10 protein-coding genes are annotated in these 13,835 nt (G+C 36.4%); 8 read left to right on the forward strand and 2 right to left on the reverse strand.

Annotated features, from left to right (window positions below; genetic code table 11):
- Nucleotides 1-4 precede the first annotated feature (4 nt).
- From JFU23_RS21065 to hemY, 4 genes are all read left to right on the forward strand, one after another.
- On the forward strand, nucleotides 5-2,122 hold the full coding sequence (locus JFU23_RS21065; protein ID WP_201032636.1) for a transglycosylase domain-containing protein: 2,118 nt from the start codon (nucleotides 5-7) through the stop codon (nucleotides 2,120-2,122).
- A 189-nt stretch (nucleotides 2,123-2,311) separates the two neighbouring features.
- Nucleotides 2,312-3,358, forward strand: a complete 1,047-nt coding sequence (hemE, locus tag JFU23_RS21070; protein WP_201032637.1) for a uroporphyrinogen decarboxylase — start codon at nucleotides 2,312-2,314, stop codon at nucleotides 3,356-3,358.
- 14 nt (nucleotides 3,359-3,372) lie between these two features.
- Entirely contained in the window at nucleotides 3,373-4,308 is a 936-nt protein-coding gene (gene hemH, locus JFU23_RS21075) for a ferrochelatase (RefSeq protein WP_201032638.1), read from the forward strand.
- A gap of 19 nt (nucleotides 4,309-4,327) precedes the next feature.
- Nucleotides 4,328-5,749, forward strand: a complete 1,422-nt coding sequence (gene hemY, locus JFU23_RS21080; protein WP_201032639.1) for a protoporphyrinogen oxidase — start codon at nucleotides 4,328-4,330, stop codon at nucleotides 5,747-5,749.
- Between the two features lie 61 nt (nucleotides 5,750-5,810).
- On the opposite strand, the gene JFU23_RS21085 is transcribed toward hemY, so the two are convergent.
- Nucleotides 5,811-7,163 (reverse strand): DUF4026 domain-containing protein, encoded by a 1,353-nt coding sequence (locus JFU23_RS21085; protein ID WP_201032640.1) that lies wholly within the window; start codon nucleotides 7,161-7,163, stop codon nucleotides 5,811-5,813.
- A gap of 241 nt (nucleotides 7,164-7,404) precedes the next feature.
- On the opposite strand from JFU23_RS21085, the gene JFU23_RS21090 reads away from it, so the two are divergent.
- The gene (locus tag JFU23_RS21090) at nucleotides 7,405-9,771 is read left to right on the forward strand and encodes a DUF6359 domain-containing protein (protein ID WP_201032641.1); all 2,367 of its coding nucleotides are present in this window, start codon (nucleotides 7,405-7,407) and stop codon (nucleotides 9,769-9,771) included.
- 112 nt (nucleotides 9,772-9,883) lie between these two features.
- Nucleotides 9,884-10,183: a hypothetical protein gene (locus JFU23_RS21095; protein WP_201032642.1), complete on the forward strand. Its 300-nt coding sequence runs from the start codon at nucleotides 9,884-9,886 to the stop codon at nucleotides 10,181-10,183.
- Between the two features lie 48 nt (nucleotides 10,184-10,231).
- Here the strand turns inward: JFU23_RS21095 and JFU23_RS21100 are convergent, their stop codons facing one another.
- Nucleotides 10,232-11,077 (reverse strand): hypothetical protein, encoded by an 846-nt coding sequence (locus JFU23_RS21100; protein WP_002134843.1) that lies wholly within the window; start codon nucleotides 11,075-11,077, stop codon nucleotides 10,232-10,234.
- A 240-nt stretch (nucleotides 11,078-11,317) separates the two neighbouring features.
- On the opposite strand from JFU23_RS21100, the gene JFU23_RS21105 reads away from it, so the two are divergent.
- Both JFU23_RS21105 and JFU23_RS21110 read left to right on the forward strand, forming a co-directional pair.
- The gene (locus JFU23_RS21105; RefSeq protein WP_002134844.1) at nucleotides 11,318-11,719 is read left to right on the forward strand and encodes a BlaI/MecI/CopY family transcriptional regulator; all 402 of its coding nucleotides are present in this window, start codon (nucleotides 11,318-11,320) and stop codon (nucleotides 11,717-11,719) included.
- A gap of 2 nt (nucleotides 11,720-11,721) precedes the next feature.
- Nucleotides 11,722-13,659 carry a M56 family metallopeptidase gene (locus JFU23_RS21110; RefSeq protein WP_201032643.1) on the forward strand — a complete coding sequence of 646 codons (1,938 nt, stop codon included), beginning with the start codon at nucleotides 11,722-11,724 and terminating at the stop codon, nucleotides 13,657-13,659.
- Nucleotides 13,660-13,835: the final 176 nt, after the last annotated feature.

Genomic DNA, 13,835 nt, shown 5'->3' on the forward strand with positions numbered 1-13,835 from the left:
ATGTATGAAGAAAGCAAAGTGGACTTTATTAGGCGGGGTAGCAACGTTCGTAGTAGCGATTGTACTCTATAAACTTATTGTGTTAACTGGTGGCTATATGATGGATGAAAAGCAGCTTGTTTTCCACTCTTCATCACGTATCGTTGACCAGAAAGGAAAAGAAATTACGAAGTTATATGTAGAAAATAGAGAGCTCGTGCCGATTGAAGAAATTCCAAAGTACGTGCAGCAAGCATTTATTGCTGTGGAAGATTCTCGTTTTTATGAGCATCAAGGAATTGATTACCCTTCTATATTTCGGGCGCTTTATAAAGACGCGTTAGCTGGAGAGAAGGTAGAAGGCGGTAGTACGATTACGCAGCAACTAGCTAAAAATGTCTTTTTAACTCGCGAAAAAACATTTACGCGTAAATTGAAAGAGGTCGCAATTTCTCTTCAATTAGAGCAAAAATATACGAAGCAGCAAATTCTTGAAATGTATATGAACCATATTTATTTCGGTCATGGGGCATATGGTATTCAAGCGGCAGCAAAGTTGTATTTTAATAAAAATGTAGAAGATTTAACAGTGGAAGAGGGAGCTATGCTTGCAGGGCTTCCGAAAGCGCCAAATGGCTATTCACCGTACTTATCCCTAGAAAAGAGTAAAGGGCGCCGTGATCTTGTTTTGTCACTTATGCATAAACAAGGCTATTTAACAGCGGAAGATAGTGTTCGTTACCAAGGGAAAACAATCGCTCTTTATAAAAATTCAGATGAACGTGAACTCGCATATATGCCGTATATCGATATGGTTATAGATGAAGCGGCGCGTTTATATGGTTTATCGCATCAAGAAGTACTGCGCGGAGGATATACGTTTGTCGTACCGATGGATGAAAAAGTTCAAAAGGTAGCATATAACCAGTTTCAAGATGCGAGAAATTTCCCTGGTAAAGAAAACGGGGCGCAAGGTGCATTTTTATTAATGGATAATCAGACTGGCGGAATTAAAGCCGCGATTGGCGGAAGAGAGTATGTTCCGAGAGGGCTTAATCGCGTTTTTGCAAAGCGGCAGCCTGGTTCTGTTTTAAAGCCGCTTATCGTATATGGACCTGCACTTGAGACGAAGAAATATAATCCATATTCTTTATTAACGAATGAAAAAAGTTCGTTTGAAGGTTATGAACCTCGAAATTATAATCATGAGTATACGAAAGAGATGACGATGTACGATGCGGTATTAGAATCAGCAAATGTGCCAGCTGTATCTTTATTAAATGAATTAGGGGTAGATGAGGGAAAGCAATATTTAGAGAAAGGGAATGTTCATATTGCGGACTCAGGTTTAAGCACAGCACTTGGCGGGCTAAAAAATGGTGTGTCTCCATTTGATCTTGTCAAAATGTACCGATCTTTTTTAGCAAACGGGAATATTATCGAACCGCACGTTATCGATAAAGTATTAAATAGACACGGGGCGGTCATTGGAGAATCATCAAAAGCTGAAACGAAAGTCTTTTCGAAGCAAACGGCATGGTATATGACAAAGATGCTTGAAGGAGTTGTGAAAGAAGGTACGGCGAAAGCTGGCGTATATAATGGAGCTTTAGCTGGAAAAACAGGCACAACTTCATTGCCGAATGATGACAATAGTGCGCGTGATATGTGGTTCGTTGGATATACACCGAATTTAGTAGGTGCAGTTTGGATTGGCTATGACCGCACCGATAAAGAGCATCAATTACAAGATGGAAATGCATCTGCAACGATGTTATTTAAAAAGATTTTAACGAAAGCAAACATACAAGATAAAGCGAGTTTTCATAGGCCAAAAGGTGTTGAAACAATTGGACTGCCAATTCGTTTAGATAAGATTCAAAACGTGGAAGCAAAACTAGCATTTAGTCCTTTCGGTTTATTTGCAATGAAACTAAGCTGGACGCCGCTTCCTGATGAGCGAATTATGTACCGGATTTATAAAGTTGAAAAAGGAATTCATACTCACGTTGGAACGGCAAAAGGAACGGGGAAATATGAGGAGAAGTTTATTAATATATTCTCAAAACCAAGTTTTTACGTTGTGCCATATAACACACAAACGAACCGTGAAGGAGAAAAGTCAAAAGTAGCTAAACCGTAGTTTTTCTCTGTGCTATAATAAGAATGTTGTGAAAATAGTAAACGTTTTTACGAACGTTTGTGTCAATTTAATGAACAACGTACATAATGTTATGCATTTTGTTTTTACAAGCTGTATAGTAAAAAAAGATAAATATCGGAATAGAGCATATTTAAAGAAAAAGCATTGGTAAGGAAGGGAGCTAGGGTCTTGGTAAGAACTATAAATGAGACATTTTTAAAAGCATGTAGGGGGGAACGTACAGAGTATGTACCAGCATGGTATATGCGTCAAGCAGGTCGTTCACAGCCGGAATATAGAAAGATAAAAGAGAAATATTCTTTATTTGAAATTACACATAATCCAGAGTTGTGCGCTTACGTTACAAAGTTGCCAGTTGATCAATATAACGTAGACGCAGCAATTCTTTATAAAGATATTATGTCACCACTACCTGCAATTGGTGTTGATGTGGAAATTAAATCTGGCATTGGTCCAGTTATCGATAATCCAATCCGTTCTTTACAAGACGTAGAAAAATTAGGAGAAATCAATCCAGAAGATGACGTACCTTACATACTAGATACAATTCGTTTATTAACGAAAGAAATGTTAGATGTACCGTTAATCGGTTTTTCAGGAGCTCCATTTACGTTAGCGAGCTATATGATTGAAGGCGGTCCTTCTCGTAACTATCATAATACGAAAGCGTTTATGTATGCAGAGCCGAAAGCTTGGTTCGTATTAATGGATAAGCTAGCAGATATGGTTATTACATATTTAAAAGCGCAAATTAATGCAGGAGCAAAAGCGGTTCAAATTTTCGATTCTTGGGTTGGAGCAGTAAATGTAGCGGATTACCGTATATTTATTAAACCAGCGATGGAGCGTATTTTTGCAGAAGTTCGTAAGGTGGGTGTTCCAATGATTATGCACGGCGTAGGAGCTGCACATTTAGTGAATGAATGGCACGACTTACCGCTTGATGTAGTAGGTTTAGATTGGCGTTTACCGATTGAAGAAGCACGCGCACGTGGTGTTCACAAGGCGGTACAAGGAAATATGGATCCTTCATTCTTATTAGCACCTTGGCCTGTTATTGAAGAACATGTAAAAGGTATTTTAGATCAAGGGATGAAGCAGCCAGGTTATATCTTTAACTTAGGTCACGGCGTATTCCCAGAAGTAAATCCAGATACATTAAAACGCTTAACTACATTTATTCATGAGTACTCTAAAGAACAGTTAGCGAAGTAAAGGGGATTGTCTGTATGAAAAAGAAAATTGGTTTGCTTGTAATGGCATACGGAACGCCATATAAAGAAGAAGATATTGAACGTTACTATACACATATTCGCAGAGGAAGAAAGCCAAGTCCTGAAATGCTAGAAGATTTAACAGAGCGTTACCGTGCAATTGGTGGTATTTCTCCTTTAGCTACTATTACATTAGAGCAAGCTAAAAAGTTAGAAACGCGTTTAAATGAAATACAAGATGAAGTAGAGTACCACATGTATCTTGGTTTAAAACATATTGAACCGTTCATTGAAGATGCAGTACAAGCTATGCATGAAGATGGAATAGAAGATGCAATTGCACTCGTTCTTGCCCCTCACTATTCTACTTTTAGCGTGAAGTCGTATGTAGGACGAGCGCAGGAAGAAGCAGGAAAACTTGGAAACTTAACAATTCACGGCATCGATAGCTGGTATAAAGAACCGAAATTTATTCAGTATTGGGTCGATGCAGTGAAAGGTATATATAACGGTATGTCAGAAGCAGAACGTGAAAAAGCAGTGTTAATCGTATCTGCACATAGCTTACCAGAAAAAATTATTGCACTCGGCGATCCATACCCGGATCAATTAAACGAAACAGCTGACTATATTGCACGTGGTGCTGAAGTAGCAAATTATGCAGTTGGCTGGCAAAGTGCCGGAAATACACCAGATCCTTGGATTGGTCCAGATGTACAAGATTTAACGAGAGAATTAAATGAAAAGTACGGCTACAATTCATTCGTATATGCACCAGTTGGATTTGTTGCGGAACATTTAGAAGTTTTATATGACAATGACTTTGAGTGTAAAGTTGTAACGGATGAAATTGGCGCGAAATATTATCGTCCCGAAATGCCTAACGCGTCGGACGCATTTATCGACTGTTTAGCAGATGTAGTATTAAAGAAAAAAGAATCTGTAATGTAAGTAGAAAGGGGGAGCTTACTTGAGGAAAAAAGTTGTGATCATCGGCGGTGGCATCACAGGATTAACAACAATGTATAACTTACAAAAAGAAATTCGTGAAAAAAACTTGCCGATAGATGCATTGCTTATAGAAGCGTCTGGTAAACTTGGCGGGAAAATTCAAACCGTTCAAAAAGATGGATTTACAATTGAACGCGGTCCTGATTCTTTCTTAGCAAGAAAAGAGAGCGCAGCTAAATTAGTGAAAGAATTAGGACTTGATGCTGAACTTGTAAATAATAAGGCTGGTCAATCGTTCGTTCTCGTAAACAATCGGTTACATAAAATGCCGAGCGGTTCAATGATGGGAATTCCAACGCAAATTACGCCGTTTCTATTTTCCGGATTGTTCTCCCCAATTGGTAAACTAAGAGCTGGTTTTGACTTGTTAATGCCTAGATCAAAACCAGTTTCTGATCAATCACTCGGGCAGTTTTTCAGGCATCGTCTTGGAAATGAAGTCGTTGAAAATTTAATTGAGCCATTATTATCTGGTATTTATGCAGGGGATATTGATGAAATGAGTTTAATGTCAACATTCCCTCAAATTTATCAAATTGAACAGGAGCACCGTAGTATTTCACTCGGTATGCGTACGCTCGCTCCAAAGCAAGAGAAGGCTGAATTGAAAAAAGGAATATTTAAAACTGTGAAAACCGGTTTAGAATCTATAGTAGAATCTCTTGAAGTGAAGATTCCTAATGATATGGTAATGAAGGGAACTCGTATTGAAAAAGTTGCAAAACTTGGTGATAGTTATACGATTACTCTTAGTAACGGAAAAGAAATGGAAGCAGACGCGATTGTAGTTGCGACGCCGCATAAAGTATTGCCGTCTATGTTTGCGCAGTACAAGCAGTTTCGTTTCTTCCGTAACATTCCGTCTACATCAGTTGCAAACGTGGCACTTGCTTTCCCAAAGTCTGCAATTCAGCGTGATATTGATGGTACCGGATTTGTCGTATCAAGAAATAGTGATTATACAATTACAGCGTGTACGTGGACACATAAAAAATGGCCACATACAACGCCAGAGGGAAAAACGCTTCTTCGCTGTTACGTCGGACGCCCAGGTGATGAAGCGATTGTTGAACAAACTGACGAAGAAATTGTACAGCTCGTATTAGAGGACTTACAAAAGACAATGGATATTACAGAGGATCCAGAGTTTACAATTGTAAGCCGCTGGAAAGAAGCCATGCCTCAATATACAGTAGGCCATAAAGAGCGAATGAAAAAGCTCACAACATTTATGGAGGAAGAATTGCCAGGTGTGTATTTGGCAGGTAGTTCTTACGCTGGTTCTGGTCTTCCGGCTTGTATTGAGCAAGGTGAGTTAGCGGCGAAACGTGTGTTATTTCATTTAGAGAAAGTAATGGAGACTAAATTAGTCGCACATTAAAATATTTCAAACAAAACGCCTTCAATTATATTGAAGGCGTTTTGTTTATTATATAAAATACTTATTCGCCAATAAACATATATAAGTTATTTGGCTTTATAACGGCATCTCCTGCATAAATAACCCACTCTGTTAAGTTATCAAAATCTAAATGATAACTATTTCCTTCACTCATATCTTCTATAAAATATGGTTCATTAATGAGTATTCCTTGAATGAAATCTTCGGTAATGTTTTGCATTTCAAACCACATATGTTCACTTTTTCCTTCTTCGTAGGAGACACCAAACTTAGCGAGGAAACGAAAATCTTCATTTGATTGTTCAATGTGAAAAATGTTGCTGAAATACCCGAAAGTATTCTTCGCATTGTAAGCCATACGATCAGTTTCACTATTTGTTTTATAGAACATGAGCCCTGTAGCCTCCTCGTGTTCTTTGAAAAAACTTTCAATATATTCTTCTGAAGTATTAAACTTGAATAAGAGAACGGATGGAGATTGATGGTATTCATCTCGGTCATCCATCCCGCCAAGAAATACGTTTTGTGCATCTATTGGTTGTAGTTTCACTTCTTCATCCTCGATTGAAGATAATTGATCCATACTCGTTTTATGCCCAATATAAGATAATCCTTTTTCCCATGGAATAGCTACTGTATGTATAGAACCTTGCTGACTATGCGCGATAACGATAGGCTCATTCATAGGGACTTGTCCATTCTCAACGGCATTATTAGCAAATGTTTGAAAGAGATCACCAATGCCGTAATAGGAAGAAATACGATTTGGAATAATTAATTCTATTTCTGTTACGCCTGCTCTTAAAAGGCCGTGTGTATGAAACCAATATTGCGTAGGCTCATCTTCTTTATCGTCTTCATAAACGGAATGAATAACATACAAGTCAGGAATGTCAGGTAATAATTCATTTTCAACGTGATATTCAATATAGCTTCTAGATATCACTTTCATTGCGGCACTTGAATCGATTACAAATAACAAGTCTGGGGCGAGGTTCCATAGAAACTGTAACTGCTGGAAAAAGCAGCCCAGCACATCGCCTACAAATAGCGTACGAGTGAAAATTTCAGTGCCATAAGCAGCATCTTCAAAATTACGATCTACGATTGTAGAATCTTGTCTATTGTACATTTTATATTCTTCTGGGTCATTCGCCTCATCAATATGCAGTTCATACGGTATGATTTTTTCATCCATATGTAACTCGACAATAAGGCTTATCTCATCACTATAAACAATTTTCAACTCATCAACTTTAGTAGAGATAGTTTCTAGCCGCTGTTTTAACTGTTCAATTGTAATTTTAGTTGGTATAACAGCAATCATATCTGAAAAATGACGTTCTAATGTTCCATTCATAGCTGCGCGGTATGTTTCTATTTGCACTTCCATCCAATCACTCCTATTCAAATGAATCTATTTTACATGCCAATTAAATTTCTATATTTTCTGTTTTCTCTCTCTAACATTATAGAGCGCATTCGTAGAAGGTGTAAAATTATTATTTTGTATTATAGTTTGAAAACTTGTAAATTAAATAAATTTTGTGTAAAACTTGTCGAAATATAGTTCTATATAACGAATCATTTGATATGATAGAAATGCTGAGAAAATATGAATTAGGGAGAGGGAAATGGCTGTGAAGAAATTATTAAGTGTCTTTTTATCATGGATGTTATTGCTTTCATTTACTGGAACTTTAGCGCAGGCGGAAGAAACTACTTCTATGTCAGTAGAAAAAGCAATTCAAGTATTTAAGCAGCAAGGGAAAACGAAGGGGATAGTGGAAGGATATATCGTTGGGTATACGCAAAGTCCTTCTAAATACACGAAAGATCCGGCTAAGTTTGACGACACAAACGTGGCAATTGCCGATTCGCCAAACGAAACGAATCCAGACAAAATCATGCCTGTTCAATTGCCAAAAGGCGATGTGAGATCGGCAGTAAATGTGAAAGACCATCCTGAAAATATCGGAAAGAAAGTTAGGTTGACAGGGACGCTTGAGTTATATTTCGGTAGCCCAGGTTTAAAATCAGTAACAGCTCATAAGTTTCAAGGAGAAGAACAAAACCGCGTTAGCGATGTAGTGGCATCACCAAATGGTGGGGAAGTCGCAAAAGGAACAGCAGTAACATTAACAACGAATACAGAAGGAGCAACAATCTACTATACGTTAGATGGCTCTAATCCTACAAATAAAAGCGTTCGTTATAACGGACGAATTGTAGTGAATGAAAATAGTGTAGTGAAAGCAATCGCTGAAAAAGAAGGGCTTACTTCTTCAGCAGTTTCGACATTTTCATTTATAATCGTAACAAATGAACCAGTTCGTATTCATGATATTCAAGGGAAATCACATATTTCTCCTTACAATGGGAAGAAAGTAAACAATGTGGAAGGCGTTGTCACAGCGCTTGATAAAAATGGTTTTTATATAGAAGATAATCAGCCGGATAATGATCCAGCTACTTCTGAAGGTATTTACGTATACAAAAAAGATGCGAATCTAGCAGTGGGAGATCTTGTCCAAGTTGATGGAGAAGTAGAAGAATATGTTGGACCTGGATATGCAGAGCGATTTGAAACAGACTTAACGACGACGGAAATTAAGGCGAGTCGTGTTGCTGTAATCGCAAAAGATCAACCTTTACCAGCGCCGATTGTATTAGGAGAAAACGGAGTGAAAATCCCAGATCAAATTATTGATAATGATGGATTTGGTCTATTTGATCCGAACGAAGATGCAATTGATTTTTATGAGAGTGTAGAAGGCATGCGCGTTACGATGCCAACGCCAAAAATTATCGCTCCTCAGAAAAATGGTAACCTATATGTAACAGTAAAAAATGGCGGAGATAAAATAGTAACGAAGTATGGTACACCTTTATTAGATAAAGAGCAATTAAATCCAGAGCGCCTTTCTGTAAAAGTACCTCGTGATTATGTCGCGAAAGTAGGCGATACGTTCACTGGAGATATAACAGGCGTAGTAGGATATGACTACGGTTCGTTCCGCATTTCGCCAGTAACGGAATTACCATCTGTAGTGGACGGCGGATTTAAGCAAGTAGGGGCAAATATTCAGCCGCGTCTTGATAAGTTAACAGTTGCTACATATAACATTGAAAACTTCTCAGCGAACAAAAAAGAAACAACAGATGAAAAAGTAAAAGCGTTAGCTTATTCTATTAAATATAATTTAAAAATGCCTGATATTATCGGTGTACAAGAGATGCAAGATAATAATGGAGCAATCAATGACGGTACGACTGATGCATCTTTAAGCGCAAAACGTATCATTGATGCTGTATTAGAAATTCGTGGACCGAAGTATGAGTATGTAGAAATTGCGCCGAACAACAATCAAGACGGTGGGGCACCTGGAGCGAATATTCGCGTCGGTTTCTTCTATAACCCATCTCGTGTGAAATTAGCGACAGTACCGAAGTTACTAGATAAAAATGTAGTTCGTATTGGAGACGAAAATCCTTTATTTGAAAGTACACGTAAACCGTTAGCTGCAGAATTTACGTTCCAAGGACAAAACGTTGTTGTCATTTCAAATCACTTAAACTCAAAACTAGGAGATGCAACGCCATTTGGAAAAGTGCAGCCGCTCGTATTAAAGAGTGAAGAAAAACGAGTTCAATTAGCACAAGAAGTGAATCATTTCGTACAAGGTATTCAAGAAAAGAATACAAATGCACCAGTTGTTGTATTAGGTGATATGAATGACTTTGAATTCTCTAAACCTTTAGAAGCACTAGAGGGAAGGATATTAAAAGATATGTTAAACACAGTGCCGAAAGAGAACCGCTACACGTACATTCATGAAGGTAACGCACAAGTGCTAGATCATATTTTAGTAACAAATAACATCGCACCGCACACAATTGTAGACCCTGTACACTTAAACTCAAACATTATGAAAGAACATGGACGTGTAAGTGACCACGATCCAGTACTTGTTCAAATTGATTTGAAGAAGGCTTCTTAAATAGTCGAGAAAGAACGCTTAGAAATATACTAAGCGTTCTTTTACATTATTAGGAATTTTTATGATAAAATAGATTGAATATTCATTCTTCAATACAGGGAGGTGTAGACATATGGTAGCCCGAATAAACGGGAAATTAATGAATCAGCTTGCAATTTTTTTTAGCATAATCGTCATGCTTCAGTTTGTAGCTGATATAACAGGGCTTACACAGAATCTAGATAGTATGTATTACTTAATGAATACAGCAACTTCCTATATAACGTTTAGTTTGGCGGTTATTTTTACTTTAATAGGTGCAAGAAGAGAATTAAGTAAATATGCAATTATTTCATTATGTTTAGTGGTAGCTATTAAAGCAATTTACTTTGCGGCTGTTGTTATTTTGTGGGGATTGGCTGGTACGCCGTAAATGAATAAAAAAACCTAATTTCCAAGAAGACATGAGGAAATTAGGTTTTTATGCTTGAAACGCTTTTCTACATCGATCTCTTCTTTGTAGTCTTCTTTTGTACCGTTTTCTATCACGCTGTACGCCTTTTATATACATACATAGGCTAACGAAGAAGAAGAAGGCACATTGCATCGTTAATATGTACGGTGACATGCCATGTAACGGTTGCTTTGGATCATATAAATGAATAGGTGCCCCGCCTATTGTAGGGAATATCGTATTTAGCAGGATGTAAGGAATGGCGGTAGTTGCAAATGGAAATAGAAGCGCCATATAATCTTTTTGTGACCATGCAGATGCAGCAAGTCCTAAAAGAGCCATTAAACCTGCAAATAAAAAATTAATTCCGATATATACAGTAATGTAAGTGATGGGAGTATCGTAATATAAGTTTGCGAACATCCCGTTATCATTTATAATGCCTGAACCAGCCGTCGGTTCTCCGTCTGGAATGGTTAATTTGCAAAATAATAATGATAAGATGAATGGAAACGTATAAAGAGTTCCTCCGCAAAAAAATGTAACGATATATTTCATTACTGAATAAGGAAATATAGAAATTTCTTTACTGACAAACGGTTTAAAACCATCTGATTTATCCGAGTTGTAACTTGTACTAAAGGGAAGGCTCGCAATAACTGGCATTAATAACAAATAAACATCCATTTCATTGCCACGAAATCCAATCCATTTAATATCCGTTGATATAGGTCCATTCGCAGCGTCTCCTAAATAACGAATTACATAATAATAATGATAAATAGAAATAAGAGCTAATCCACTAAACATAATAATTAAAGAAACACGATTACAAAAAGCTTGTCTTATATTTAAACGAAGCGCACGCATCATGACTGAAAAAGCCTCCACTATTTTTATAAATCTGTCTACTTTCTATATTACTATTAAATGTAAGGATTTTCTTGTTTTTTTATTTGTTTATTAGAAAAAGAGAAATTTAAGTGTTGTCAGGTAAGGTTTCAATACAAGACTTACAAAAGTTGTTTTTTCTAAAATATGGTTGACAATTAAGTATTACATTTGTAATCTTAAAAGTGGATTACAAATGTAATACGAGGGGTGGAAAACAATATGACAAATAAATTACCTAAAATATCTGAAGCAGAATTAGAAATTATGAAAGTGTTGTGGTCGAATTCTCCACAAACAGCGAATAAAATTATAGAAGAACTGGAAGATACAATGGACTGGAAACCGAAAACCATCCGTACATTAATTAACCGGTTAGTACAAAAGGAAGCCGTTTCTTACCATCAAGATAAAGGGCGCATGTATGCTTATTTTCCGCTAGTATCACAAGATAATTATTTACAAGTTGAAACGAAATCTTTACTAAAGCGCTTTTGCGGCGCGGCGTTTAAGCCATTACTTGTCAATTTCTTAAAAGAGGAAAAATTGTCTTCAGAAGATATTAACGAACTGAAACGCATTTTAGATGAAAAGACCGAGGAGAATAAGAGGAAGGATAGATAACAATGATAGACATGATTATAAATCTATACCTTCCTCATTTTTTTGATTGGCTTATAGAAACGTCACTTATGGCTAGCATATTAGTTGGATTTATTTTATGTATAAAAGTTCTATTTAGAAATAAATTAACGCCCCGATGGCAATATATGCTGTGGATCGTACTAATGATAAGACTTCTTCTGCCATGGTCACCGGATAGTTCGTATAGTATTTATTCGCTACTTTCCTATAGTTCTAGTGTATCGGAAGTTATTCCAAAAAATATGTCGTCTACTGAGAGTATAGTGAACATAGAAACCAATCATACAGTGGAATTGGAATCAAATTCTGAAACTGTGACAAAAAATGGTGAACCTGAAGTAAACGCGAGTGCGGAACAACAGACTACATTTTCTTTATACAAACTTGCTCTATATGTTTGGCTAGCTGGGGTAATCGTATTAGCAGTCATAACGTTTATTACAAATAGACGTTTATATTCTTACATAAAGAAACAAGCGGATATTACGGATGAACAGGTCATTACAGTGTTTAATCGCTGTAAGCAGTCTATGAAAATGAAGAAGGCAGTTTCATTACGTCTAGCAGGAAAGATTGCGAGCCCAACTGTTTTCAGTTTCTTTCGTCCGAAAGTATTACTATCAAAAAAACATATGAAAGTATTAAATGAGCAACAATTACAATATGTCTTTTACCATGAGTTAGCTCATATTAAGAGAAACGACGTAGCTGTAAATTGGATTATGTACAGTTTGCTGCTATTAAATTGGTTCAATCCGATTCTTTGGTACGCCTATTTCTGTATGCGAGAAGATCAAGAATTAGCCTGTGATGCATATGCGCTTACTTTTATAGATAAAGAGGAGCAAATTGCATACGGTCATACAATTATTACTCTTTTAGAACATTATTCCTATCAAGCACCAAGCCTAGCAAATTTAAGTAGAAATAAACGAACACTGAAAAGGAGAATCGTTATGATTAAAAAATTCCAAAAAAAATCGTATCGTCTTTCTTTACTTGGAATTATTGCTATAGCAGCTATAGCAGGGGGATTCTTATTGAATGCAACGATAACTGAGGGAGATGAAAGACAGAAAGAAAAGGTTGTAGAAAAAAAGCAATCTAAAGCAGCATTTGAAAAAGCGATAGAAACAGTATTAGGTACACCAGAGAATGCAAGTAGAGAATGGGGTATGTCAATAAAGTCATATAAAAGGGATACAGATTTTTTGTATTTGGCAGAAAAGAATTTTACAAAAGAAGAATTTGAACAATATATTCAATTATTTAAGGAAGCTAAAGAAATTCATAAAAAAGCAATGGTTAAGAAAAAAGTGCCTGAGAATTATGATGGAGATACAAAGGAATTTAAACGTGAACGCTTGAATAAAACGGATCAAGAAAGACTGGCTATTATTGAGAAGAAATTAATTCCACTTTCGGAAAAGGTGGAGAAGTCTTTAACATATACTGTGGAAGAAGCGAAAGATCATGTACCATTTCAAATTAAGCAGCCGACTTATATAACTGAAGGTTATGAGTTAAAAAGAGAATGGGCTGACTCATATTTTGGAAGAGATGTAGAATTAGTTATTAAATCAGAATATACAAAAGGGAAATATGGTTTTACAATTTATCAGTCAAGGATGTATGTAGGTGGTAATAAGGATCCACTACACTACATGATGCCTGGAGAAGATAATCTAGAAAGTTATAGTTTAGACGGGAAAGGAATGGTCTATAATAAATCTTCTCATGGAGAGGGTAAGTTAAAAGGTGTCAAAATGTTTGTACCAGCACAAGGTAAGAATAGTGAGTATCAAATTGTTATAGTGAATGATATTTTTACAAGAGATACAAAGATATACGAAGAGATAATCGATGATGAGCTAACTAAGAAAGAGATGGAGAAAATATTACTTTCTATGTCAAAATAAAAGACAGTGTTCTTAAACTTTTGGTTTTAAGAACACTGTCTATTTAATTAGATTTCTAGTGTGATATAGCCAGCAATTATTATGAATATATTCTTGCTTTCCATACAAGTATACTTTTTGATACACTATGGACAGTATGATATAACTTGACTGGAATTTTTTTAAACTGGGAATAA

It is taken from the genome of Bacillus sp. TH50 (assembly GCF_016650565.1).
Lineage (GTDB): Bacteria > Bacillota > Bacilli > Bacillales > Bacillaceae_G > Bacillus_A > Bacillus_A mycoides.

What these genes read in the sequence shown, in the direction of transcription:
- JFU23_RS21085 (WP_201032640.1), bottom strand. Translation starts at nt 7,163, where the DNA reads ATGGAAGTGCAAATAGAAACATACCGCGCAGCTATGAATGGAACATTA.
- JFU23_RS21065 (WP_201032636.1), top strand. Translation starts at nt 5, where the DNA reads ATGAAGAAAGCAAAGTGGACTTTATTAGGCGGGGTAGCAACGTTCGTA.
- JFU23_RS21105 (WP_002134844.1), top strand. Translation starts at nt 11,318, where the DNA reads ATGACAAATAAATTACCTAAAATATCTGAAGCAGAATTAGAAATTATG.
- hemH (WP_201032638.1), top strand. Translation starts at nt 3,373, where the DNA reads ATGAAAAAGAAAATTGGTTTGCTTGTAATGGCATACGGAACGCCATAT.
- JFU23_RS21110 (WP_201032643.1), top strand. Translation starts at nt 11,722, where the DNA reads ATGATAGACATGATTATAAATCTATACCTTCCTCATTTTTTTGATTGG.
- JFU23_RS21095 (WP_201032642.1), top strand. Translation starts at nt 9,884, where the DNA reads ATGGTAGCCCGAATAAACGGGAAATTAATGAATCAGCTTGCAATTTTT.
- JFU23_RS21090 (WP_201032641.1), top strand. Translation starts at nt 7,405, where the DNA reads ATGGCTGTGAAGAAATTATTAAGTGTCTTTTTATCATGGATGTTATTG.
- JFU23_RS21100 (WP_002134843.1), bottom strand. Translation starts at nt 11,077, where the DNA reads ATGATGCGTGCGCTTCGTTTAAATATAAGACAAGCTTTTTGTAATCGT.